The sequence below is a fragment of the Mesorhizobium sp. WSM4307 genome (assembly GCF_007003945.1).
Classification (GTDB): domain Bacteria; phylum Pseudomonadota; class Alphaproteobacteria; order Rhizobiales; family Rhizobiaceae; genus Mesorhizobium.
The window spans coordinates 61,887-84,797 of sequence record NZ_VFTB01000003.1; the positions used below are offsets into that span (position 1 = coordinate 61,887).

A 22,911-nucleotide genomic window follows, 5' to 3' on the forward strand; every position below is an offset into this window, starting at 1 on the left:
CATGTGCTAAAACAATAAGTTAGAACAAAATGACAGCTCGTTTCGTTCTAGTCGGTCAGGCCGTAGAGGCGTGTGCGAAACGCCACCTTGTCCTTCAAATATGTGGTTTTCAGAACGTCCACAACATGCGATCTCCAGGCGTCGCTGAAGCCGTCATAGTCCTTGTAGAAGCCCTGCTTGTTGAAGATGTAGCGCGAGACAAAGTCGGTCGGCACGAAATCCGAGATCAGTCGGTTGGTCAGCCAGGCGTCGGGATGGTCCGGCTTGGCGCGCACCACCAGGAAGCGCTGCTGCGGGAACACATCCTCGATCTTGAGATGGCCAAGCTGGGCGATCTCGCGCTTGGCGGCGTTGAGGAAGGGGAAATTGCCGTCCTTGGTAATCAGGTCGGCATGGCTCTGGATCCAGGTCTGCAGCCAGACCTTGTCGACATCGGTCAGATTGCGGTTGGGCTCGGCGTCACGGATCAGCGCGCGCACCACCATCTCGGCGCGGTGCTCGAGATAGCCGGACGTTTCTATCCATGAGGCGCGGGGCAGTTCGATGCGGCCGGTGCTGGCCAGGAACTTGAAGACCTTGTCGGCGTCGTTGATCGAGAGATAGCTCACCTGCCACGGCCGCGAGCGGCGAAAGCCCGGGGCCGCCGGATCGCTGATCACCGTCGTCATGTCGGGATCGACGAACACGTAGAGCCCGCCGAAATGGCTGGTCCAGTAGGCATTGTGGCGGAAGATAACCTGGTCTGGCACCAGCGCGTTCTCGCGGATGTCGCCGCAGATTTTCGCCAATTCCACCATGCGCGTCAGCATGGCGTTGTCGCGCCAGGCATCGGGCTCCTGCTTCAGCCGGTCGACGAGCTTGCCGAGTTCAGCGGCCTTGCCCAGCACATCCTCGGCCGACAGAACCTTGAACTCGACCTGGTTGATCGACAGCAGGTCCTCGATGTCGTTGACCTTGGGAACGGAATCCTCGATCTCGCCGTAGATGACGTCCTTGATGGTCAGCGCGTCGATGGCGCGCTGATTCTTGGACATGAACTCGAACATCAGCTGCGAGGTGTTGGAGAAGGCCGTGTGCACCACCGGCAGGTCGATCTGCGACGGCGTCAGGATGATGAAGCGGCGATTGACCTCGTTGGGGTCGAGATAGTCAGGGTCGCCGCACTCGTCGGCGATCTCGGGCGAGAAGCCGGTGCGGTCGACCTGGAAGCTCTTCAGCTTGGTCGGAGGCAGGCCAAACGCGGCCAGCGCCTTGTTGTAACGCTGGACGAGATGCGGCTCGTCGACGGTGAGCAGACGGCCGTAGATGAGTTCGTTGTCGCGCAAGAGGTCGGGTTTTTTGCTCACCTTTCCTTCTCCCCGTTCACGGGGAGAAGGTGCCCGAAGGGCGGATGAGGGGCGGCGCAAGCGCTCATTATTCTTGCTCCAACGCCGTGGCCGGCAGAAATTTCGCACCGACACCGATCATCTTGCGATCGAGTCGACCATCCAGCGCCGCGACAATCGTATCCAGCACGCTCGAAAGATTGGCTAAAACATCCGCGTGCCAGACCCTCAATACCGACCAGCCGTTGTCGTTCATCGTCTCGTCCCTGTACCGATCACTGAATTGACTGGCATGGTGGCTTCCATCGACTTCCACAACCAGATTCGCCTCGCGGCAGGCAAAGTCCGCGAAATAGGGGCCGATCGATAGTTGGCGAACAAACTTGTGACCATTCAATCGCCGTCCGCGCAATTCATGCCAAAGCCTTTCCTCGGCATCGTTCTCAACTCTCCGCAACTCGCGGGCTCTCACAATCTTTGGCTCATTTCTTCCACGCATGGCGCTGCCCCTCATCCGCCCTTCGGGCACCTTCTCCCCGTAAACGGGGAGAAGGAAAAGATCACCACAGCCCCTTCTTCTTCATCTCTTCCATCTCGCGCGCCGCCCGCTCGCGCAGCCGCGCGTCGCGCAGCAGCTTTTCCACGGCGGCGTCGTCGGACTTGTCGGAGTAGCGGAATTCGGAATCGGCGTAGCGGTTGATCTCCTGCATGACAATGTCCAGAGAGAACGGACCGCGCAGTTCCTCGATCATGGCTTTCTTCTCGTCATAGCCCTTGTGCATGAAGGCTTCCGGCTTCTCGAACCAGTCGTCGGGAAGCTCGATGTCCATGGCGCGCATCTTGATGGCGTCGGTGACGTTCTTGATGGCGCGGCCGGTGAAGCGCGGCTCGGCGTCCTTGATCAGGTGCAGGTAGGTGCCGATATCGGCCATGGTCTTGGGCGCGCCATTCTCCTTCATGTAGCGCTCATAGACCTTCATCAGGCCGTCCTCCTGCGGCTTTTCGTGCTCCTCATAAGCCTCCTCGACAGCGCGCTGGATTTCCTGTGCGGCGTAAAGCTCGTGCTTGCCCAGAGGGATTTCGTGGTTCTTGCCGGCGAGCAGCACGAAGATGTCGATATAGTCGTCGCGGGTCTGCGGGCCGTCGACCAGCCAGCGGGCACCGGCGCGCTGGCGCAGCGCGTCGTCGACATTTTCGGGATAGTTGGAGAACATGCCGAAGGAGCAGTTGCCGCGCACCACGGTTGACGCGCCGGCGAAGGCATCCATCAGGACGCCGGTGATCTCCTGCTGGCCGGCCGAGGCGCGGTCGTCGGAGCGGCGCGCCGCCACCTGGTCGATATCGTCTATGGTGCCGAAGCCGATGACGCGCGGGTTCAAGACATTGTTGATGAACTGGCGGCAGTTCTGGCCCGATTTGCCCTGATAGGACGAAATCTGGTCGACGCCGAAATTCTCATAGGCAAAAGGATAGCCGGCGACCTGGCAATAGCCGTTGACGAGGCCGGCGATCATCTGGATCAGCGTCGTCTTGCCGGTGCCCGGCGCGCCGTCGCCGATGAAGGTGAACAGAAAGCCGCCGAGCTCGACGAAGGGGTTCAGCTCGCGCTCGAAGTCGTAGGCCATCAGCATCTTGGCCAGCCTGACCGACTGGAATTTGGCGATGTGGTTGCCGACGACCTCTTCCGGCTTCTTGAAAGTCATCACCAGCGGTTTGGAGCGCTTGCCGGGGGCGACGTCGAAGCCGTCCAGGGTGAAGTCATCGGCATCGATTCGGATATGGGCGTTCTCGAACGGGCCGATGCCGTCGAAGCGGCCTTTTCTGGCCAGCAGCCCATCGATGGCGACGCGGGCGAAGGCGCGTGCCCGTGTCGCCAGGTCGGCATCGTCCTTCGAGCCCGCTATCGCCTTGTCGAGGCCGGCGAGGATCGACTTCACCGCATCCTGCGGCGTGTCGAAAAGGAAGTCGGGTTCGGGGATGTCGTTGGGTGCCTCGCCGTCGCTGTCGATCAGCTGGAACAGATAGGATGCCAGGCTGAAGGCCGAGATATAGGCCGAGGCCGACAGGAGCTTCTTGAAGGCCGACGCCTCGTCGCCCTCGAGCGGGGCGCGGGTGTTCTTCGCCTGCAGGCTTTCGAGGTCCGAGCCTTCGGCGAAGACATCCGATATGGCCAGCGCGATCGCCGTGCCGCGCCGCGCGCGACACAGAAGCGTGTGCTGCGGAATGGTGAGCAACTGGTCGTCGGGATGGACGGCGCCGACGGTCTTCGACAGCTCGACCTCGCGCGTGCGACGCACCGAGCCGACCGAGACGGTGGAGACGAAGCGGCGATTGGTGCCGGCCAGTGCCGTGCCGGACTCACGCGACGGGTCTTCCAGCACGACGATGCGGGTGATGAAGCTCTGCGCTGTGGCGCGGTGCTTCTCGATCGCCGCTTCCGGGATGGTGGTCAGGCCGGTGTCCATGAAGTGTGCTCCGTGGTGTTACGGTCAGACGTCTGAAATGACCTGCCCATTCGACAGGATGTGGACCTTGTAGCCGCCAAAGATCTTCTGTGCTTCGCCGGCGGCGTAGAGCGCCTGGTAGGCCTCGTGCGGGATCAGCGCGTGGTTCTCGTAGCTGGACACGCCCTGGCGCGCGGCTTCCAAATCGTCGGTGTTGATGAAGAATTCCTGCGTCGTCTTCTCGCTGGAAAACAGCCCCTTGCGGCCGGGCTTCTCGCCCTTGGAATAGACCTCCTGGATGGTCCAGGTCAGCAGCCAGGCATTTTCCGGCTTGCGCACCTTGGCCAGCACTTCGGTCACCGTCGAATTGTTGTCGGTAATGCCCGCTGAATAGAAGGGGCCAAGCACGACGCGGCGCAACTGCTTGGGGTGCAGCGGCTCGAAATCCTTGTCGAGGTTTACGGCAATCGTCGCCGGCGACAGCGTGTAGGCGGAGTTCTTCTCGGTGAAATCGTCGAAACGGTGGGCGAGCTCGGGATTGAGCAGGCCGTCGACCGGCAGTGGGATGTCGACCTTGTCGTTGAGCTTGCCGTTCCGGTCGACGAGCTGGCGGACCATGTTCTCGGAGGAATCCTCCACCGTCACCATGTAGACCAGCGGCAGGTTGGCGCTGCCGTCGAAGGTCGCCCAATGGACGAGATAGTAGGGCAATGCCGTCTTCGGATTGACCGACACCTTGGCCGTCTGCGCCAGCGTGAACGGCCCAAAAGTCTGCTCGCTCCTGACGTCCTCGAGATAGAGCCGCTCGGCCATCGACTTCTGCAGCGCCTCGGGGAATTCCTTGTGGCGCAGGATGAAGTCGGCCATCTCCTCGCGCAGCTCGCCGGCCAGCGGGATGTTGGCAAGGCGCGCATCGGCCTGGCGGCGGTCGTTTTCCAGTTCGAGCAGGTTCTGGAACACCGGGAAGCCGCTTTCGGCGCGCGAAATGCGGAACGTGTCCATGAAGCCCAGCCGGTTGCGCCAGCAGCCAAAGGACTTGTCGAGCCGGGCGATGTATTCGGCAACGATCTTGGCGACGATGCCGTGCCGGTAAAGCGGCGAGCGGTCGTCGCGCATGAACACTTCAAGGCCGCTGAGCGCGGCCGTGATTGCCGAGAAATACCGCGCCGCCGCGTCGTTTTCGGGGGTCATTCTGTCAGCCCTGGGATTGTCGCACCGGTGCGCGCGGCAATTATGACTGCACGTAGTTGGCCGAATTGTGCTTCTTCAGCACCTCGTCGAAGCGCCGGGCAAAGGCATCGTCGGCGAGCTTCTTGCGGCGCTGGATATCGGCGCTGGCCACCATGTTCTTCTCGTGCATTTCGAGCAGGTCGCCAATGTGCTTCTGCGAAGCGGCGCCGATGCCGGCCATGGTTTCTTCCGCCGTGTTGTCGACCTGGCTGCCCAGCGTGTTGATCTTGTGGGCGACGTCCTGCTGCGCGGCGGTCTTCAAGGAATCTTCCAGCGCCTTGTAGAGCACGATGCGCTGCTCGGTATCGATGGTCAGCTTGTTGATCAGCGTCGACTGCGCGGCGATCTGGTTGTTGAGCGAATCGACGAAGGTCTGGAACATCGAGGTGTAGCGCTCGAGCGTCTGGCTTTCGGCCAGCAGTTCCTGCTCCTTGGCCTGCTTCTCGTTGTATTCGGTGGCGAGCTTGGAGCGTTCGCCCTCAAGCTGGGTGCGGTCCTTCTGGCTTGTCGAGGCGGCGATCTTGTTTTCGATGTCGAGCAGCATGGGGTTGAGTTCCTCGATGCGTTTCTGCACGGCTTCGAGGTTCGACATGGTGGTCTTGCGGCGCTCGATCACCTGCGACAGGCTGGCCTCGGAGGTCTTGTAGCGCTGGTCGAGAACCTCCTTCTGCGCCTTCAGGATGCCGACGATGGTGTCGGACTTGGCCAGAAGTTCCTGCAGATTGCCGGCCAGCGACATGTTGCGGACGCGGTCGGTGCGCATGCGCTGCTTGCGCTGGCTGGAGAAGACACCGACGAAGTTCTCCCAGCCGGTGTAGTTCTTCATGCTCTCGAACTCGGCGCCGAAGACGTTGGTGGCGTCCTCGAGGCCGATGATCAGGTCGGCAATGTTGCCTTCCATCACCTTCTGCTGCTTCAGCACGTCCTCGATGCGGGCGTTCTCGATGTCGAAATTGGCGTCGCCGATCTTCTTGTCAGCGGTGGCAAGCGTGTCGAGCACGGTGCCGGACTGCTCGATCTTGGTGCGCATGTCCTGGACGACCTGCTTGGTCTTGGCAATTTCGGCATCGAAATTCTGCAATGTCGCCATAGGGGCCTCCCGCTTCGGCTTCCGGTCGCTGGTTGCGAACAGCGGCGAATATATGTGGGGCATCCGGGGATTGAAAGACGTGAAGACAAGGGCCGCGTGAAAACAAAAGAATCCGCCAAGGCCTTGAAAGACAATGCAGGTGGGGTCATGGCGTGATTAGCCGGTCAGTCGGGACTAGTTCAGCTGTCATTGAACTTTCATGCCGGCAAGACAGTCAGCCCCCGCCGACGCGGAAATGCTGAATTCGTCAGGGGATTGAACCGGTTGCAGCCAAACACATCAGTGCGGCCGCACCGCACAGACGCCACTCAGGGCTTCGGATCGGCCTTCAGATAGGCGATGACATTGGCGATGTCGTCATCATTCGTCAGGCCACCAAAAGCCATTTTGTTGCCGGGAACTTTGAGCTTAGGGGCCCTGAGATACTCGGTGAGATTTGCCTCGTCCCAGACGAGACCGGCAGCGCCCGCACTCTTCATGGCGTCGGAATAATGGCCAAGGAAGCTTTCCGCGCTGCCTGCGGCGCGGCCGACGACACCCTTGAGATGCGGGCCAACCTTGTCGCGGTCGGTGGCCGCCTCATGGCAGGCCATGCAGCGGTTGAAGACGTGCTTGCCCTGCACCGGGTCGCCGCCGGCATGGGCGGCAATGGAGGTGGCAATGAGAAGAAGGCTGGCTGAGGAAACGGCTCGAAGCATGGCTGACCCCGGAGAGCTCTGGCTGACGGCCTTATAGGACCGAGGCCTTAACAAACGCTGCACCGTGGCGAGTGGGCCGGTCGTACCTGCTCGCGTCCCCGGCATCGGCCAGCATGTTCCCGCGCATGCAGCGGCTGGCTGGTCAGCATCGGCGTGCTGCACACCGGCATTGCCTATGTGCTGATGGACTCGGCCTTTCCGCGCCTGACGACGCCGGTGATCGGCATCATCACCTTCACCTATCCGGTCGTTGCCATCATCATCATCATCGACTGGGCGGTTACGGGCATCCGCTCGGGCCGGCGCAGGCCGCCGGCATGGCGCTGATCGCCGTGGCGACGCTCGGTGTCCGGCTGGGCTGGCGGTTTCCGCTGTGGCGTGTCTCTGCGGCCTGACGCGGGTCGCAGGGAAGCTGGGTCAAGATTTCATGAAGCCGATGAAATCGTCGGGCGCGGCGCGGCCCATTTCTTCTTCCCAGTGACGGCGGCAGAGCGAGACATAGACATCCTTGCCGATCGCCACCTGTTCACCCTGGTGGGCCACCTTGCCGTCCGGGCCGAGGCGCACGACCATCGTCGCCTTACGGCCACAGCGGCAAATGGTGCGCACCTCGCGCAGGTCGTCGGCGATCGCCAGCAGCGCGCGCGAGCCGGAAAACAGCTTGCCCTGGAAATCGGTGCGCAGGCCGTAGCACATGACCGGGATGTTCAGCCGGTCGGCGATGCGGGCCAATTGCCAGACCTGCTCTTCCTCGAGAAACTGCGCCTCGTCGACGAAGACGCAGTGCACCGTCGTATGGTCGTGATGTTCGGCGACGCGGGCGAACAGGTCGTCGCCGTCGCGGAACATCTCGGCTTCGGTCTCCAGCCCGATGCGCGACGAGATCAGGCCGCTGTCCCCCTTGCGGTAATGGCCGGCGACGAACAGCATCGTCGTCATGCCGCGTTCGCGATAATTGTACGAGGCCTGCAAGAGCATCGTCGTCTTGCCGGCATTCATCGTTGCGTAGTTGAAGTAGAGCTTGGCCATGCCGTCCTTTACGGTCCGTCGATATTCAGGCGATGCCGGCCTGCAAATGGCCGTCCCCTGCGCTTCCCCGTTCTACTGCGTCGCAGTAGATCTGTGCTCACATGCCCAAAAGTACGCTCCGCTCCGGTTCTCGGGCCCCACCATTTTCGTCTCAGCCTGACCTGAATCCAAACAGACCTTAAGCCGAGTTGCCTCTGCGCGGGGAGGGGCCGCTGGCGCATTCCCCTGAAAAAGCCGGCTCGCCGCTGAAAAAGATGAGCGGCGTGACAAAAGCGTCAGCCGTGTCGCTGATTGGCCATTCCGCGCCGTTGATCGTGATTGCCTTAGCGCTTGAAACTACACCAGAATGGTGTTTGGCTGACGAAACAAGGCGGGCAGAGAAACCGTTACGACGCTTCGCCAAAGAATCACAATGGGAGACTGTCTATGTCGCGTATGAATTCCTTCGTCGCCGGCCTCGGCCTGGCGGCGTTCCTGTCCACGAGTGCCGCCTTTGCCGGCGATCCGGCGAGCTGCAAGGCGGTGCGTCTTTCCGATGTCGGCTGGACCGACATCCAGGCCACCACGGGGCTCGCTTCGGTGCTGCTCACCGCGCTCGGCTATGAGCCGCAGGTGATCCAGCTCTCGGTTCCGGTGACCTATGCGTCGCTGAAGAACAAGGACCTCGACGTGTTCCTGGGGAACTGGATGCCGTCGATGACCAACGACATCAAGGACTATACCGCCGACGGTTCGGTCGAGACCGTCAGCCAGAACCTCTCGGGCGCCGGCTATGGCATCGTCGTGCCGACCTATGTCGCGGACGCCGGCGTCAAGACGCTGACCGATCTTGGCAAGTTCAAGGACAAGTTCAACGGCAAGATCTATGGCATCGAGGCCGGCAATGACGGCAACCGCATCATCCTCGACATGATCAAGAACCCGAAGGACAATCTCGAGGGCTTCGAACTGGTCGAGTCCTCGGAGGCCGGCATGCTGACGCAGGCCGAGCAGTCGATGAAGAACAATGAATGGATCGCCTTCCTCGGCTGGACGCCGCATCCGGTGATGGGCGCCATGAAGATCACCTATCTCGACGGCATGGGCGACAGCGGCTTCGGCGCTGCCACCGTGTCGACCAATGTGCGCAAGGGCTACACGACCGAATGCCCGAATGTCGGCAAGTTCATCACCAACCTGAAGTTCAATCTGGATATGGAAGGCCAGATGATGGACGCGATCCTGAAGGGCGGTGACGCCCAGACGGTCGCCACCGACTGGCTGAAGAAGAACCCGGACGCGGTCAAGCCGTGGATCGCCGGCGTGACCACCTTCGACGGCGGCGACGCCGCAGCGGCGGTCAAGACCGCGCTCGGAAGCTGAGCCGACTTCGCATCCGGCATGACCGGATGAAGATGGGCAGCCGTTTGACAAAGGGCTGCCCTTTTTCACATCCTGTGACAAGATGACGTTGCGACAGCGCGGGGCCGAAGTCAGAGCCCTGGTGGAAGAGGGGTGAGATGGATCCGATTTCCAAATTCATGGTCGATCACAAGATCCCGATCGGCGCTTGGGGAAAGTCCTTTTTCGGGTTCCTGACCGATAATTTCGACACCATCTTCAGAGCCTTCTCCAACGGTCTGAATTTCATTCTCGACGGGCTAGTCGACCTCCTGCTGATGGTGCCGCCGGTGCTGCTGGCGCTGGTCATCGTTGGTATTGCCTGGTTGCTGCAGCGCTCGCGGCCGCTCGCCATCGGCGTCTTTCTCGGCCTGATCTTCATCATCAACCAGAACCTGTGGAAGCAGACCGTGCAGACGCTCGTGCTGGTCGTCGCCGCCGCCGCCATGGCGATGGCCATCGGCGTGCCGCTCGGCATCTGGGCGGCGCACAAGCCGAAGGTCTACCGCGTCATGCTGCCGGTGCTCGATCTGATGCAGACCCTGCCGACCTTCGTCTACCTGATCCCGGTCTTGACGCTGTTCGGCCTCGGCAACGCGCCCGGCCTCATCGTCACCATCATCTTCGTCATCCCGACAGCGGTCAGGCTCACTCACCTCGGCGTCGTCTCGGTGCCAAAGTCGATCATCGAGGCCGGCGAGGCGTTCGGCGCCACCAAGAGCCAGCTGTTGTGGAAGGTGGAACTGCCGTCGGCGCTGCCCACCATCATGGCGGGTCTGACGCAATCGATCATGCTGTCGCTGTCGATGGTGGTGTTCGCGGCTCTCATCGGCGCCGGTGGGCTGGGCACCGAGATCAACCGCGCGCTCGGCTCGCGCCGCATCGATCTCGGGCTTGAGGCGGGCCTCGCCATCGTCGTGCTGGCCATCGTGCTCGACCGAATGACCCGCATTGGCGTTGGAGGCAAGAAATGACCGTCGCCGTCGATTTCAAGAACGTCGATATCGTCTTCGGCGCCGACCAGGCCGGTTCGCTTGCGATGATCGACAAGGGCGCCACACGCGCCGAAATCCTGGAGAAAACCGGCAATGTGCTGGGCTGCGCCGGCGCCAGCCTTACCGTGCATGAGGGCGAGATCTCCGTGCTGATGGGTCTGTCGGGCTCCGGCAAGTCGACCCTGCTTCGGGCCGTCAATAGGCTCAACGTGGTGTCGCGCGGCCAGGTTCTGGTCAAGGACGGCGACAAGATCGTCGACGTCGTCACCTGCGACGAGCCGACCTTGCGGCGCTTGCGCCAGAAGCAGGTTGCGATGGTGTTCCAGCAGTTCGGCCTGCTGCCGTGGCGCACGGTCGAGGAAAATGTCGGCCTCGGCCTCGAACTTGCCGGCGTGCCGGACGCCGAACGCAAGGAGCGCGTGCACAGGCAGCTCAAGCTGGTCAATCTCGACCAGTGGTCGAAGAAATACGCGCACGAGCTGTCGGGCGGCATGCAGCAGCGCGTCGGCCTGGCCCGTGCCTTCGCCACCGAAGCGCCGATCCTGTTGATGGACGAGCCGTTCTCGGCACTCGACCCGCTGATCCGCACCAAGCTGCAGGACGAACTGCTGCAGCTGCAGGCCGAGCTGAAGAAAACCATCATCTTCGTCAGCCATGACCTGGAAGAGGCGCTGAAGATCGGCAGCCATATCACCATCATGGAGGGCGGGCGCATCGTCCAGACCGGCGCGCCGGAAGACATCGTGCTGCGCCCCGCCAACGACTATGTCCGCGACTTCATCGCCAATGTGAACCCGCTCTCGGTGCTGACCGCCTGGAACGTCATGCGCGATCGCCGCGACCTCGAGCACGGCGACAATGGCTGGGTGTGGCTAGACCGGCGCAAGACGACGCGCTTCAAGATCGACGATCACGGCCTGGTGGCGGCGGCCGAACGCGATGGCAAGCCGGCGGTGTGGGTGTCCTGCGCCGATGTCGAGGGCCAGCCGGAGGAAGTGGCGCAAGTGTTCTGGGCCAATCCCGGCACGTCGCTGAAAACCGTCATGCTGGCCATGCACCGTTCGCAGACAGCACCCGTGGCACTGTTCGATGACCAGTCCCGCTTTGTCGGCGCCATCGGCATCCGCGACGTGCTGAGCGCGGTGCTGCGGCGCTAGCAATAGAGGAGCGGCGAGACCTCCTTCAACTATCAGGAAAAGGCGCTTTGGAGCGGATTTTGGGTTGGCTGTCTAAACCGCGGACCGCGCAAACTGCGCTCGGGGTACTGCTCGTGATTGCGATGCGATCGATCCTGGAGTTTTTCAGGATCGGCGGTGCGAGCGGCACGCAACTGAGTGCAAATCAGCTCTTTTATATCGAAGGGACGCTCGCAGCCATCATTGCCGCATTGGCAGTCCTTGTCCTGCATGCATTCGGGCGGCATGGTTGGGCGACCCTCTTCAGCGGCGCAGCGATAGTTGCCCTGCTGGCATGGAAGGTCGCCGTCATCCGTTGAAAAACGGCAAAACGGGAACACATCCGAGGCGACCTGCGTCAGGCCGCCAGCGGCAGGCGCAGCTCGGTCAGCAGCCCGCCGTCCGGATGGTTGGACAGGCGGATCTCGCCGCCGGCGGCGCGCGCGATGTTGCGGGCGATGGTGAGGCCCAGCCCAAGGCCGCCGGTCTGGCGGTTGCGGGACTGTTCGAGGCGCACGAAGGAGCCGAAGACGGCATCGATCTGTGCCTGCGGTATGCCAGGCCCTTCGTCGCGGATGGTGAGCGTGATCGTGCCGTCCGAGCGGTGCAGGCTGAGATGCGCCTTCTTGCCGTAAGTGACGGCGTTCTGCACCAGATTGGTGACGCAGCGTTTGAGTGCCACCGGCCGCGCGATGCAGATCAGGCCGCGAGAACGGGTGTCGTCATTGTCGAACGAGACTTCCGGATAGGGGTCGGCGATCGATTCCACGAGCGACCAGAAGTCGATGCGCTCGGCCTTTTCCTCGTTCACCTCGAAAGTGGCGAAGTCGATCACTGAACTGGCGATGCTCTCGACATCGGCGAGATCATGCGCCAGCGCCTCGCGAACCGCCGATTTGCGCAACAGTTCGAGCCGCAGCCGCATGCGTGTCATCGGCGTGCGCAAATCATGCGCGAGTGCCGCGGCGAGATGTTCGCGGTCCTCGACATATTCGCGCAGCCTCTTCTGCATGGCGTTGATCGCCCTGGCGGCGGCCCGCACCTCTCGGCTGCCCGACTCGGCGATCGGCGGGCTTTTCAGGTCCTTGCCGATCCGGTTCACGGCGGTTTCCATCATCCGGTAGGGCGCGGTCAGCCGGCGCAGCGACCAGATCGACATGATCACCACCAGGCCGGCGATCAGCGAATAGAGCGGCAGGCTGTCGAAGCTCAGGATCGGGCCGACGGGCGTGATCGGCTCGGTGAAGTTCAGCCACTGGCCGTCGGCGAAGCGCAAGGAGGCCGTCAGCTTGTCGCTCTGGGCGAAATCGGCGGCGAGCACCAGAAGGTCGCGCTCGACCTGGCCGATTTCGGGGCCGGATGCAGTGCCGCTGGCGTCGTCGGCCTCACGCGTTGCCGGATCGCGCCGCACGCGCGCATCGGTGATGCCGAACTTCGACAGCCGGCCGACGAGAATGTCCTCGAGTTCGGCTAGTTCGTCGTCGCCGGCGATCGAGGAGGTGACGGCGGGCGTGTCCGAGACGGTAAGGGCGTAAGTCGAGTTGAACAGGCCCGCCGCGGTTGCCTTGCGCTCCTCGGGCGTGGCGCCGCTCATCAGCTGCACCAAGGAGAAGGCTCGGTCGTTGAGCCGGTAGAGGTCGACCACGTCATTGGCGGCGGCGCGGTCGCGCGACACGATATAGAGGGTCGCGACCTGGCTGATCAGAAGGCCGGCAATGACGATCAGCAGCACCCAGACAGGCAACGTCTGCGGCAGGAAACGTCTCATTCGGAGGTCGTCTCGGGCAGGAACTGGTAGCCGCCGCTGCGCACTGTCAGGATCAGTTTCGGCGTTTTCGGGTCATCTTCCATCTTGCGCCGCAGCCGGCTGACCAGGATGTCGATGCTGCGGTCGAAGGAATAGTCGCTGTCGCCGCCGGAGAGCTCGATGAGCTGGTCGCGGGTCAGCACGCGCTGGGCGCTCTTGACGAAGGTCTGCAGCAGGTTGAATTCGGCCATGGTCAGCTCGACCCTGACATCGTCGGGCGCGGTCAGCCGGCGCCGCGAACAGTCCATCGTCCAGCCGGCGAAACGGTAGATCTGCTTGGTGGTGGCGCGTTTCGGTTCGGAAGTACCATTGCGCCGCAGCACGGCACGGATACGCGCCAGGAGTTCGCGCGGATCGAAGGGCTTGGGCACATAGTCGTCGGCACCCATCTCCAGGCCGACGACGCGGTCGGTGGTCTCGGTGACGGCGGTCAGCATGATGATCGGTGTCGTATACTGGGCGCGCAGGTCGCGGCACAGTTCCAGCCCGCTCTTGCCGGGCAACATCACGTCGAGCACGATGAGGTCCACCTGCGCGCGGCGCAGGATGGCCTCCATCTCGGTACCGTCGGCGGCAACTGAAGTGTGCAGGCCCCGCTTCTGGAAGAATTCCTGAAGCAGGTCGCGGATGCCCTTGTCGTCGTCGACGATCAATATGTGTGCGTCGGATTTCACGAGGTGCCCTGTCTCGATTGCCGGCCAAGTCATTCCTGGCAGGTGAGCCACACGATAGAATTCGGGCCATATGTTGGCCAGTGCCTTGCTTTTCAAGGGAGAACGAATTCAGCCTTCTCCACATGGAAAGCGATGGCCGTGTTGAAGCTCTCTGTTTCCATGCGTGCGGTTCCCAAAACCGGGACCGATTTGGACGATACGCATGAGGCGGGCGGGACAGACACAATCCAGAAACAAAATTCTACAATTGGGAAAAACTCCTGAAAAGGTAGGGCGGCATAACGGTGCCGTGGCGGTCAGATTACCGGCTGCGACGCAAAATCTCCGGGCTCACGGAAAAACCAATGCCAAGCTTGTCGATCAGTTTGTTGGGTGCGTTGCTGGGCCTTGGCCTGGTCACCGCCGCTGCTGGACAATCGGACGCAAAGGCGCCGCTCACCCGGAGCGAACGGTGCGCCAATCTCAGCCACCAATTTGATGAAGCCCTCGAAACCCATGCCACGGCAACGCAGGTCACCGCGGCAAAGGCACTTCAGAGAAAGGGCAACCGGTATTGTGCTGCCAAGAAACAGGCACAGGGCATCCGGATGCTCGCCAACGCTTTGAAGCTGCTTGGAGTGACACCGAACGACCCAGTCCAGTGACGCTCAAAATCGACCCGCATAAAAAGGAAATGAAGCCATGAAAAAGTCCCTCCTGTCGGCCCTCGGTCTCTCCGTTGCTCTTGCCTTCTCGATGCCGGCTCTTGGCAACGCTGCCGCCACCACGACCGCTGCCCCGGCTGCCGCGACCACGACCACAGCTCCGGCCGCTGCCGCGACGACCACCGCACCGGCCAAGGCTGCTCCGAAGAAGGTTGCCAAGAAGGGCGCCTGCAAGGTGACCAAGAAGCACAAGTGCCCGGTCAAGAAGGCCCCTGCCAAGGCGGCCGCCGCGAAGGCAGCCCCCGCCATGGCGGCCCCGAAGGCTGCACCGAAGAAGCCCTGATCAGTTTCGAGGTCAGTTCTAGCAAGGCCGCCCCGCCGCAACCGGCTGGGGCGGCCTTGCGCCGAATGCATGGTCGATGAGCTGAACACCGGCGGCTTCCAGCCGAGCATTTCGATCGTGCTTAACCCGTTTGCAACGCCGGTCGTGTAGGACAATCCGCATGAAGAAGCGGCTTTCGTCCATTTTGCGTTCGATGGTGATCGGCGGCCTGGTTGCCACCGGTGTCGCCAGGGGGCTGATTCTGCTCACCGCCAGCCCCGTGCCCGATCCTGCCAGTGGCCGCACCGAGCCCTCGCTGTTCGCGCCGATAATTTCCAGCAACTGGGACTACATTACGCCTGTCCAGGCGTGGCTGCTGATCGTGCTGCTTGCCGTGACGCTGGTCTGCGTCGTCGGATGGCCGATCGCGGCCTGGATGGAGCGCCGGGCGGATGCCGGCGCGAACCGCCGTATCTTCGGCCGCCAGGGCCGTTGAACGGCGCCCGACAATTTCCCACATGATTGCAAATGACCGGGCCGGCCCGCCGGCCGCCCGCATGCCACTCAAAATGGACGATCGCTGCCGCCCGTGGCAAAATACCGGGTAAAGCCCGATCGCGAAACTGTCGGTTCCGATGCCAGAAATCACCACAAAACCGCGAACCAAGGTCAAGCCGCAGACCGAGCGGCCGAAGCTCTACAAGGTCATCCTCATCAATGACGATTTCACGCCGCGCGAATTCGTGGTGACGGTGCTGAAGGGCGAGTTCAAGCTCAGCGAGGATCAGGCGCACCGCATCATGATCACCGCGCACCGGCGCGGCGTCTGCGTGGTCGCGGTCTTCACCAAGGATGTCGCCGAGACCAAGGCGACGCGAGCCACCGACGCCGGCAAGGCCAAGGGCTACCCGCTGCTGTTCACGACCGAGCCGGAGGAGTGAGTGATCGGTTCGCCACAGGCGAATTCATCGTGCCAGTGGCACGATGAAAGGTCACGAACGCTGGGGAGTTGCCGCAGGCAACGGGGCCCCGGCAGGTGCCGTTTGACATAAAGCGCGGACAGCTTTGGCGCCAACGCCTGATTAGCATCAATGCTTCAGAGGCCAGCGCCGCCCCTCATCCGCCCTTGGTGCACCCGTGAAGCGCGGAGAAGGGAAGCTTACCGTCCCTCGCGATACCACATCGATCCCATCGCCAGGAGCAGCAGGCCGAGGCCGAGGAAGCCGCCGAACAGCGGCACGCGCGAGACGGCCTTCAAGACGCTGTCGTCGGTGGTGCGCAGGCCGATCCAGTCGCTGCCGGAGGCATCGCCGGCCGAGCGAACCGGCACGATGGACGGCAGGGTCACGTCGCTGCCGAGGGCCGTCGATGACGCCAGCCGGCGCACGCTGCCGCCGGTGGCTTCCGCCGGTGCCTTCAGCCGGTTTTCGGTGGAGATGACATCGGCGAATTCCGGCGCATTGACCGGCCCGACATGGGCGAGCGCGGTGAGATCGCCATTGGCGACCTGGAAGAGGCCGATCTCGTTGGTCTGGACGCTGCCGAGGAAGACGCCGGGCTCGGATTTATCGAGCTTGACGGTCACCGTCTTGCCCGAGGGCGTGATGATCTGCGCGGAGCCTGGATCGTCGGCCATGGTCTGGCGGCGGATCTCCAGCACCATGCCGCGTCCCTCGGCGGTCAGCCGCTCTTCCTCGAGCTCGGGTTCCTTCATCAGCCAGTGGGCGATGCGCCTATAGAGCTGGACGTGCGGACCGCCGCCCTCGAAGCCGCGCGCCCACAGCCAGCCCTGGTCGGACAAAAGCATGCCGACACGGCCTTCGCCCTTGCGATCGAGCAGCAGCAGGGGCCGGTTGTCGGCGCCCTTCATCACCACCTCGCCTTGCGGGTTCTGCACGCCAATGGTGCGGAACCAGCGGCTCCAGTGCGGCGGCTCGGTGGCCGAACCGTCGAGGCCGCGCGTCACCGGATGACGCTGGCCGAGGTCGGTGAGGCGCGGATAGAAGGCCTTTTCGAGCACTTCGCCGGTCGGCATGGCGGGCAAAGCCGACATCAGCGGCGTGCGTGCGATCGAAGACTCGCCGGCATATTCGGGGCCGGCGGCGATCAGCAGCGCGCCGCCCTTTTCGACATATTCGGAGATGTAGTCGTAATAGAGGATCGGCAGCACGTCGCGGTGCTGGTAGCGGTCGAAGATGATGAGGTCGAAATCCTTGATCTTCTCGACGAACAGTTCGCGCGTCGGGAAGGCGATCAGCGACAATTCGTTGATCGGCGTGCCGTCCTGCTTCTCGGGCGGCCGCAGAATGGTGAAATGGACGAGATCGACCGAGGCGTCCGATTTCAACAGATTGCGCCAGGTGCGCTCGCCCGCATGCGGTTCGCCCGAAACGAGCAGCACGCGCAAATTCTCGCGGATGCCGTCGACCAGCGCGATGGCGCGGTTGTTGGTGTCGGTGAGTTCGCCGGGTTCGCGGTCGATGGCGAGTTCGATGATGTTGCGCCCGGCGCCGGGGATGGTCACCTGCAGCGGCATGGCCTGGCCGACGGTGGCATGCTCGACCGCGACCTGCTCGCCATTGACCGAGACGCGCACATCGACCGGGCCGGCTTCGTTTTCCGTCGAGATGACGCGGTAGGTCATGTCGAGCGGCTTGCCGACGATGCCGAAACGCGGCGCGTTCTCGAAGCGGATGCGGCGATCCTTTTCGTGGTCGTTGCCGGTGATCAAGGCGTGCAGCGGGGCGTTGAAGTCGGGCGCGCCCGGGGGCGCGTCGTGCACCTCGCCATCGGTGATCATGATGGCGCCGCCGATGCGCGACGGCGGCACGTCGCGCAAGGCGCCTTCCAGCGCGCCGAACAGCCGTGTTTCGGTACGCTCCTCGGCGGCATCGGACTTGCCGGCCTCGACGACGCGGACGTCGAACTGCTTGAAGCGGCCTAGACGCTGCTGCAGTCCGGCGAGCGCTTCATCGGTCTGCCTGGTGCGGTCGCCGATGTCCTGGCTCTGGCTGCGGTCGACAATCAGCGCGACGACGCTTTTCAGGGGCTCGCGCTCCTCGTTGAGGAACACCGGGTTGAACAGGGCGGCGGCCAGCGCCAGCAGGGCGATGAAGCGCAGGACACCGCCGCGCTGGCGAAACCACAGGCCGACAAGCGCCAGCAGCGCCAGCGGTACCAGCACGAGGGCCAGCAATGGCCAGGAGATCAGCGGTTCGAAGGAGATCGACCAGTTCATTGGTTACTGCCCCAGCCGTTCAAGCAGAATGGGGACATGCACCTGGTCGGATTTGTAGTTGCCGGTCAGCATATACATCATGATGTTGACGCCGGCGCGCAGCGCATAGATGCGCTGCATCGGGTCGGCCGGCACCGTCGGCAGCAGCGGGTCGCCGTTCTCGTCGACGGCCCAGGCGCCGGCGAAATCATTGGCGGTGATCATGATCGGCGAGACACCATCGCCGGTGCGCACCGGCCGGTTGTCGGCGTTGCTGGCGTCGAGCGATGCCTCGACCCAGAGCGGGCTGCCGGCGAAGCGACCAGGGAACTCCGGCAGGATGAAGAAGGACTTGGTCAGCACGTGGTCCGACGGCACCGGCTCCAGCGGCGGCACGTTGAGGTTGCCGAGGATGTCGCGCAGCCGCTCTGTCGCCGGGCTGGTCGAATCGGCGCCGATGCCGTTGGCGAACTGGTCGCGCGTGTCGAACAGCACCGTGCCGCCCTGTTGCATATAAGCGTCGATACGGGCGATCGCGGCCTGGCTCGGCATGGGGGCGGCCGGATCGATCGGCCAGTAGATCAGCGGATAGAAGGACAGTTCGTCCTTCGCAATGTCGACGCCGGCCGGTGCGCCGGGTTCCAGCGCGGTCTTCTCGATCAGGAAGCGGGTCAGGCCCTCGAGCCCGGCACGGCTGATCGAATCGTCGCCCGGCACGCCGGTCAGCACATAGGCGATGCGGGTTTTCGAAATCGCCGTGATGGCCGCCTCGTCGCCCGGCTTGGCGTCGTCGGCGCGGGCGAAATCGGCATGGCCGAACAATGCGCCAAGTGCGATCAGGATCGCAGCGGTGGTGGCCACAGCGCCGGCACGGCGCCGCCGGCGCGAGAACAGCCCGCCCATCCAGAACACCGCCAGCGTGTCGAGCAGCATCAGCAACAGGGCGGCGGTGACCAGCGAACCTTTCAGATTGCGGGATTCATCGAAGGCGTACTGGATTGATGTGACCGGAACCGTGAGTTGCGGGCGCGCCAGCGGCACGAAGGTGCTTGCGGCATCGAGCAAATTGTGGGCGAAGACGCCGGTTTCCGAGCCGTAGAGGCCGGGCGGGTTCTCCAAGGTCACCCGCGCGCCGGCGCTCGGCACCAGCGGCCGTGCATCCGGCGTCGGCGGCACCAGCGAGCCGTCGGCCGCGATCATGCGGTAGGGTGCCAGCGATGTGGCGGCGGCTTCGGCATTGGCGATCGCCGCGCCCTGGTTGCGCGACAGCTGCACGATGCGACGCAGCATCTCGACGAAGCTGCCCGAGATCGGCAGGTTCGACCATGTCGCCTCGGGCGTAACGTGGAACAGCACCAGCGTGCCCTTGCCTCTCTTCAGCCCGGTGACCAGCGGCGTGCCGTCGGCAAGAGCGGCCCAGGTGCGCTCGACGATATCGGGTGTCGGTTCGGCCAGCACCTGCCTGCTCACGGTGACTTCCGTAGGCGGCGCAAGATCGGCGAAAGGACCGGCCTTGGGAAATTCGGTGACCGGCTGCGGCGAGGTCCAGGACAGTGCGCCGCCCAGCGAACGCTCGCCGGTGCGCAGGCGGACCGGCAGCAGATCGTCGTCATTGCCTGCGGCGGCCAGCCGCGAGCCGGCGAAACGCACCAGCGTCCCGCCATTGTCGACCCAGTCGACCAATCGCTGCCGGACCTGCGCCGGAATGGTGCCGATATCGGCCATGATGATCATCGCCGGCTTCTGGTCGAGGATCTGCGGGATGGCGTCGGCGAGATCGGCGCTGGAGGGTTCGACCAGATCGGCGAAGGGCTGCAGCGCGCGCCTGATGTAATAGAGCGGTGACAGAAGCGGCTGCGCCTGGTCGGCCTCGGCCTGCGATAACAGCCCGACGCGGCGGCGCTTGGAGCTTTCGTCGAGCACGCGCACCGCACCCGCCTGGCGCTCGCCGTCGAGGGCGATCGAAGCGAAGTCGTTGCGCAGCTCGAACGGCACCGCCATGGTGCCGGTGGCGGTGGCTTCGCCGGGCGCGAAGGTCAGCGTCGCATCGGCGATGCGGCGGCCCTTGTCGTCGAAGGCGCCGGCGGTGACCTGCGCCGGTGCCGGGTCACCCGGCGCGCGGATGGCGGTGAGCGCAAAACCGTCGACCTGGTTGTCGGCGGCGGTGAGGCCTGTCAGCGAAAGCCGATCGGCCGTTGCCCAAACCACGCGTGCCGCATTCTTCGACAACAGCGTGTTGAAGGCGGCCTCGTCGCCCTTGGCCGCGAGGCCGTCGGCCAGCACGGCGACGCTGGCGCCGGGCAAGGTCTCCAGCACGCCGGCGACGCGGGCATAGACGGCGGGCCGATCGGTCGGGATCGGCCGCGGCTTGGCGGCGCGCAGCCGGTCGAGCGCGGCGGCGGCATCGAAGGGGCCGATCTCCGCATTGGCCTTTTCGGCGGTAAACGCGATGATGACCGGCACGCCGTTCGAGCCGGCATCCTTGATTAGCCGCTCGGCGGTGGCGACGCGCTTGTTCCAGTCGGCGGCACTCGCCCAGTCATTGTCGATGACCAGAGCAAGGGCCGCGCCCTCGGCCGGCAGCTTTTCGCGCGGGTTGAAGACCGGTTCGGCCAGGGCCGCGACGATGAGGCCCGCCATCAGCAGCCTGAGCAGCGTCAGCCACCAAGGGCTTTGATGCGGCGTTTCCTCGCGCTTCAAGACGCGTGCCAGGATCTTCAGCGGCGGGAAAATCTCGGCCTGCGGCTTGGGCGGCGTCAGCCTGAGCAGCCACCAGATCACCGGGAGCGCCAGCAGACCCCACAGCACCATGGGCGCGCCAAAGGAGAGCGGCAGCCAGCTCATGCGACCGCCTTTCCAGGCTGACCGGTACGACCGCTACCGGCATAGCCGCCATCGGCTGTCATCGCCATGTGCAGGCGCACCAGCGCGTCGGACGCCAGCCGATCGGTGTGGTTGACGGTAAAGCTCCAGCCGAGCCGCTTGCACCAGCCGGCCAGCTCCTGGCGGCGGGCGGTGTAGAGCAGGCGGTATTCGTCGCCGAGCATCTCGGCGCGTCCGGCGGTCAGCTTTTCGCCGGTCTCGGGATCGGTGAATTCGGTGCGGCCGGCATAGGGGAAGGTTTCCTCGGCCGGGTCGGCAACCTCGATCAGATGGGCGCGCACGCCGTGGCGGGCGAGCACGTCGAGCCATTCCATCGTCTCCTCGACCGGGTCGAGGAAATCGCTGGCGATGACGATGTCGCAGAAGCGCCTGATGTCGGTGAGGTCAGGCTTGGCCGGCAAGTCGCCGGCATGCATCAGCTGGGCGGCGATGCGCTCGGCGCCGTTGCGGGCGGTGAATGGATCGGTCAGGCCCGGCCAGGCGATGCGTTCGCCGCTGCGCGACAACAGTTCGGCCATGGCCAGCGCCAGCACCAGCGCGCGCGACTGCTTGGAGACGCTGGCGCCGGTCGATTTGTAGAGCATGGACGGCGAAGGGTCGGCCCACAGCCACACCGTATGGGCCGCTTCCCATTCGCGGTCGCGCACATAGGTGTGGTCGTCGCGGGCCGAGCGACGCCAGTCGATACGCGAGGAATCGCCCTCGACATAGGGCCGGAACTGCCAGAAATTCTCACCGATGCCGCGCTTGCGGCGGCCATGCCAGCCGGCGATCACGGTGTTGACGATGCGGCGCGCCTCGACCAGCAGGTCGGGCACCAGCGAAGCCCGCAACCGGCCACGGGCGAGCGCGTCGCGCGTTGCTGCCGGGGCCTGGACCTCGCCGATGCGCGCCATCAAATCCCTTTCACAAGCTTCGCCACCACGTCGCGCACGCTGGTGCCTTCTGCGCGGGCGGCGAAAGTCAGCGCCATGCGGTGCTGCAACACCGGCTCGGCCAGCGCCCGCACATCGTCGACCGAGGGCGCCAGGCGCCCGTCATAGAGCGCCCGCGCCCTCGTGCACAGCATCAGCGCCTGGCTGGCGCGCGGGCCGGGGCCCCAGGCGACATGCTTGTCGGTATCGGCATTGCCCTGGCCTGGACGGGCCGAGCGCACCAGAGTGAGGATCGCCTCGACGACGCTTTCGGGCACCGGCATGCGGCGGATCAGCGTCTGGATTTCCTTCAATCGAGCCGGCTGCAGCACATTCTGCGCCTTGGCATCCTCGATGCCGGTGGTTTCCAGGAGGATGCGGCGCTCGGCCTCGATTTCGGGATAGAGGATGTCGACCTGCATCAGGAAGCGGTCAAGCTGGGCTTCCGGCAGCGGATAGGTGCCTTCCTGCTCCAGCGGGTTCTGGGTCGCCAGCACATGGAACGGTGCGGGCAGGTCATAGCGGGCGCCGGCGATGGTGACATGGTATTCCTGCATGGCCTGCAGCAGCGCCGACTGGGTACGCGGCGAGGCGCGGTTGATCTCGTCGGCCATCAGCAACTGGGCGAAGATCGGGCCGGAGATGAAGCGGAAGGAGCGCTTGCCGGTCTCGTCCTGTTCCATCACCTCGGAGCCGAGGATGTCGGACGGCATCAGGTCGGGCGTGAACTGGATGCGGCGCGAATCGAGGCCGAGCACGATTCCCAGCGTTTCGACCAGCTTGGTCTTGGCAAGGCCGGGAACACCGACCAGCAGCGCATGGCCACCGGCCAGCAGCGCCACGAGCGTGCGTTCGACGACATTCTCCTGGCCGAAGATCACCCGGCCGACCCCGTCGCGGATCCTGGAAATGTCTGCCAGTGCCTTTTCGGCCTCGGCGATCATGTCCGTTTCGCTGATCGGGCTTTCCTTGACCATCACGCTCATTCGGCTCGATCCCTTCGCTTGGAAATACCGGCCCGCACCATATCATAGGTTGCCGCGATTCGGCCTCGCGTGGCGCCTATGGCCGAACTTAAATCACA

Annotated in this window: 22 protein-coding genes; 9 read left to right on the forward strand and 13 right to left on the reverse strand. The window is 64.0% G+C overall.

Annotation, left to right across the window (positions count from 1 at the left end; translation table 11 throughout):
- Positions 1–47: 47 nt before the first annotated feature.
- The 6 genes from FJV83_RS07285 to FJV83_RS07310 all read right to left on the reverse strand — a co-directional run bounded on the left by FJV83_RS07285 (position 48) and on the right by FJV83_RS07310 (position 6,787).
- The gene (locus tag FJV83_RS07285) at positions 48–1,346 is read right to left on the reverse strand and encodes a DUF6638 family protein (protein ID WP_142884419.1); all 1,299 of its coding nucleotides are present in this window, start codon (positions 1,344–1,346) and stop codon (positions 48–50) included.
- A gap of 67 nt (positions 1,347–1,413) precedes the next feature.
- Entirely contained in the window at positions 1,414–1,824 is a 411-nt protein-coding gene (locus FJV83_RS07290; RefSeq protein ID WP_095792970.1) for a DUF559 domain-containing protein, read from the reverse strand.
- Positions 1,825–1,885: 61 nt separating this feature from the next.
- Positions 1,886–3,790 carry an ATP-binding protein gene (locus FJV83_RS07295; RefSeq protein ID WP_142884418.1) on the reverse strand — a complete coding sequence of 635 codons (1,905 nt, stop codon included), beginning with the start codon at positions 3,788–3,790 and terminating at the stop codon, positions 1,886–1,888.
- Positions 3,791–3,814: 24 nt separating this feature from the next.
- A complete protein-coding gene (locus FJV83_RS07300; RefSeq protein WP_095792768.1) occupies positions 3,815–4,960 on the reverse strand; it encodes a hypothetical protein in 1,146 nt (381 codons plus the stop codon).
- A gap of 40 nt (positions 4,961–5,000) precedes the next feature.
- On the reverse strand, positions 5,001–6,089 hold the full coding sequence (locus FJV83_RS07305; protein ID WP_095773710.1) for a hypothetical protein: 1,089 nt from the start codon (positions 6,087–6,089) through the stop codon (positions 5,001–5,003).
- 308 nt (positions 6,090–6,397) lie between these two features.
- On the reverse strand, positions 6,398–6,787 hold the full coding sequence (locus FJV83_RS07310) for a cytochrome c family protein (protein WP_095790118.1): 390 nt from the start codon (positions 6,785–6,787) through the stop codon (positions 6,398–6,400).
- A gap of 153 nt (positions 6,788–6,940) precedes the next feature.
- On the opposite strand from FJV83_RS07310, the gene FJV83_RS36885 reads away from it, so the two are divergent.
- Positions 6,941–7,114: a hypothetical protein gene (locus tag FJV83_RS36885; RefSeq protein WP_246691814.1), complete on the forward strand. Its 174-nt coding sequence runs from the start codon at positions 6,941–6,943 to the stop codon at positions 7,112–7,114.
- A gap of 90 nt (positions 7,115–7,204) precedes the next feature.
- On the opposite strand, the gene FJV83_RS07320 is transcribed toward FJV83_RS36885, so the two are convergent.
- Positions 7,205–7,816 carry a thymidine kinase gene (locus tag FJV83_RS07320; RefSeq protein WP_095790117.1) on the reverse strand — a complete coding sequence of 204 codons (612 nt, stop codon included), beginning with the start codon at positions 7,814–7,816 and terminating at the stop codon, positions 7,205–7,207.
- 426 nt (positions 7,817–8,242) lie between these two features.
- Here FJV83_RS07320 and FJV83_RS07325 point away from each other — a divergent pair, with 426 nt between their 5' ends.
- From FJV83_RS07325 to FJV83_RS07340, 4 genes are all read left to right on the forward strand, one after another.
- On the forward strand, positions 8,243–9,178 hold the full coding sequence (locus FJV83_RS07325; RefSeq protein ID WP_095790116.1) for a choline ABC transporter substrate-binding protein: 936 nt from the start codon (positions 8,243–8,245) through the stop codon (positions 9,176–9,178).
- Positions 9,179–9,315: 137 nt separating this feature from the next.
- Positions 9,316–10,170: a choline ABC transporter permease subunit gene (gene choW / locus FJV83_RS07330; RefSeq protein WP_095790115.1), complete on the forward strand. Its 855-nt coding sequence runs from the start codon at positions 9,316–9,318 to the stop codon at positions 10,168–10,170.
- Entirely contained in the window at positions 10,167–11,348 is a 1,182-nt protein-coding gene (gene choV, locus FJV83_RS07335) for a choline ABC transporter ATP-binding protein (protein ID WP_095773499.1), read from the forward strand. The genes choW and choV overlap by 4 nt, the downstream gene beginning before the upstream one ends.
- 47 nt (positions 11,349–11,395) lie before the next feature.
- Positions 11,396–11,686: a hypothetical protein gene (locus FJV83_RS07340; protein WP_095804196.1), complete on the forward strand. Its 291-nt coding sequence runs from the start codon at positions 11,396–11,398 to the stop codon at positions 11,684–11,686.
- Between the two features lie 38 nt (positions 11,687–11,724).
- Here the strand turns inward: FJV83_RS07340 and FJV83_RS07345 are convergent, their stop codons facing one another.
- Together FJV83_RS07345 and FJV83_RS07350 are read right to left on the reverse strand one after the other, a co-directional pair.
- Positions 11,725–13,134 carry an ATP-binding protein gene (locus FJV83_RS07345; protein WP_142884417.1) on the reverse strand — a complete coding sequence of 470 codons (1,410 nt, stop codon included), beginning with the start codon at positions 13,132–13,134 and terminating at the stop codon, positions 11,725–11,727.
- Positions 13,131–13,847, reverse strand: coding sequence for a response regulator transcription factor (locus FJV83_RS07350; protein ID WP_142884416.1), 717 nt, complete (start codon positions 13,845–13,847; stop codon positions 13,131–13,133). The genes FJV83_RS07345 and FJV83_RS07350 overlap by 4 nt, the downstream gene beginning before the upstream one ends.
- Positions 13,848–14,191: 344 nt before the next feature.
- On the opposite strand from FJV83_RS07350, the gene FJV83_RS07355 reads away from it, so the two are divergent.
- The 4 genes from FJV83_RS07355 to clpS all read left to right on the forward strand — a co-directional run bounded on the left by FJV83_RS07355 (position 14,192) and on the right by clpS (position 15,754).
- The gene (locus FJV83_RS07355; RefSeq protein ID WP_095773502.1) at positions 14,192–14,491 is read left to right on the forward strand and encodes a hypothetical protein; all 300 of its coding nucleotides are present in this window, start codon (positions 14,192–14,194) and stop codon (positions 14,489–14,491) included.
- Between the two features lie 37 nt (positions 14,492–14,528).
- On the forward strand, positions 14,529–14,834 hold the full coding sequence (locus FJV83_RS07360; RefSeq protein ID WP_142884415.1) for a hypothetical protein: 306 nt from the start codon (positions 14,529–14,531) through the stop codon (positions 14,832–14,834).
- Positions 14,835–14,994: 160 nt separating this feature from the next.
- On the forward strand, positions 14,995–15,309 hold the full coding sequence (locus FJV83_RS07365; RefSeq protein WP_142884414.1) for a hypothetical protein: 315 nt from the start codon (positions 14,995–14,997) through the stop codon (positions 15,307–15,309).
- 139 nt (positions 15,310–15,448) lie between these two features.
- Positions 15,449–15,754, forward strand: coding sequence for an ATP-dependent Clp protease adapter ClpS (clpS, locus tag FJV83_RS07370; RefSeq protein WP_010911143.1), 306 nt, complete (start codon positions 15,449–15,451; stop codon positions 15,752–15,754).
- A gap of 218 nt (positions 15,755–15,972) precedes the next feature.
- Here the strand turns inward: clpS and FJV83_RS07375 are convergent, their stop codons facing one another.
- Genes FJV83_RS07375 through FJV83_RS07390 form a run of 4 tightly spaced genes read right to left on the reverse strand, consistent with a single transcriptional unit; the run spans position 15,973 to position 22,813 of the window.
- Positions 15,973–18,051: a hypothetical protein gene (locus FJV83_RS07375; RefSeq protein ID WP_095790110.1), complete on the reverse strand. Its 2,079-nt coding sequence runs from the start codon at positions 18,049–18,051 to the stop codon at positions 15,973–15,975.
- A gap of 3 nt (positions 18,052–18,054) precedes the next feature.
- Positions 18,055–20,874: a DUF4159 domain-containing protein gene (locus tag FJV83_RS07380; RefSeq protein WP_095792775.1), complete on the reverse strand. Its 2,820-nt coding sequence runs from the start codon at positions 20,872–20,874 to the stop codon at positions 18,055–18,057.
- A complete protein-coding gene (locus tag FJV83_RS07385; RefSeq protein ID WP_095773507.1) occupies positions 20,871–21,809 on the reverse strand; it encodes a DUF58 domain-containing protein in 939 nt (312 codons plus the stop codon). Before FJV83_RS07385 ends, FJV83_RS07380 begins: the two co-directional genes overlap by 4 nt.
- A complete protein-coding gene (locus FJV83_RS07390; protein ID WP_095773508.1) occupies positions 21,809–22,813 on the reverse strand; it encodes a MoxR family ATPase in 1,005 nt (334 codons plus the stop codon). Before FJV83_RS07390 ends, FJV83_RS07385 begins: the two co-directional genes overlap by 1 nt.
- Between the last annotated feature and the right edge of the window lie 98 nt (positions 22,814–22,911).

Bases quoted from the DNA above. Each gene is read 5' to 3' on its own strand.
- FJV83_RS07290 (WP_095792970.1), bottom strand. From the start codon at position 1,824: ATGCGTGGAAGAAATGAGCCAAAGATTGTGAGAGCCCGCGAGTTGCGG.
- FJV83_RS07295 (WP_142884418.1), bottom strand. From the start codon at position 3,790: ATGGACACCGGCCTGACCACCATCCCGGAAGCGGCGATCGAGAAGCAC.
- FJV83_RS07300 (WP_095792768.1), bottom strand. From the start codon at position 4,960: ATGACCCCCGAAAACGACGCGGCGGCGCGGTATTTCTCGGCAATCACG.
- FJV83_RS07305 (WP_095773710.1), bottom strand. From the start codon at position 6,089: ATGGCGACATTGCAGAATTTCGATGCCGAAATTGCCAAGACCAAGCAG.
- FJV83_RS07310 (WP_095790118.1), bottom strand. From the start codon at position 6,787: ATGCTTCGAGCCGTTTCCTCAGCCAGCCTTCTTCTCATTGCCACCTCC.
- FJV83_RS07320 (WP_095790117.1), bottom strand. From the start codon at position 7,816: ATGGCCAAGCTCTACTTCAACTACGCAACGATGAATGCCGGCAAGACG.
- FJV83_RS07325 (WP_095790116.1), top strand. From the start codon at position 8,243: ATGTCGCGTATGAATTCCTTCGTCGCCGGCCTCGGCCTGGCGGCGTTC.
- choW (WP_095790115.1), top strand. From the start codon at position 9,316: ATGGATCCGATTTCCAAATTCATGGTCGATCACAAGATCCCGATCGGC.
- choV (WP_095773499.1), top strand. From the start codon at position 10,167: ATGACCGTCGCCGTCGATTTCAAGAACGTCGATATCGTCTTCGGCGCC.
- FJV83_RS07345 (WP_142884417.1), bottom strand. From the start codon at position 13,134: ATGAGACGTTTCCTGCCGCAGACGTTGCCTGTCTGGGTGCTGCTGATC.
- FJV83_RS07355 (WP_095773502.1), top strand. From the start codon at position 14,192: ATGCCAAGCTTGTCGATCAGTTTGTTGGGTGCGTTGCTGGGCCTTGGC.
- FJV83_RS07360 (WP_142884415.1), top strand. From the start codon at position 14,529: ATGAAAAAGTCCCTCCTGTCGGCCCTCGGTCTCTCCGTTGCTCTTGCC.
- FJV83_RS07365 (WP_142884414.1), top strand. From the start codon at position 14,995: ATGAAGAAGCGGCTTTCGTCCATTTTGCGTTCGATGGTGATCGGCGGC.
- clpS (WP_010911143.1), top strand. From the start codon at position 15,449: ATGCCAGAAATCACCACAAAACCGCGAACCAAGGTCAAGCCGCAGACC.
- FJV83_RS07375 (WP_095790110.1), bottom strand. From the start codon at position 18,051: ATGAACTGGTCGATCTCCTTCGAACCGCTGATCTCCTGGCCATTGCTG.
- FJV83_RS07380 (WP_095792775.1), bottom strand. From the start codon at position 20,874: ATGAGCTGGCTGCCGCTCTCCTTTGGCGCGCCCATGGTGCTGTGGGGT.
- FJV83_RS07385 (WP_095773507.1), bottom strand. From the start codon at position 21,809: ATGGCGCGCATCGGCGAGGTCCAGGCCCCGGCAGCAACGCGCGACGCG.
- FJV83_RS07390 (WP_095773508.1), bottom strand. From the start codon at position 22,813: ATGAGCGTGATGGTCAAGGAAAGCCCGATCAGCGAAACGGACATGATC.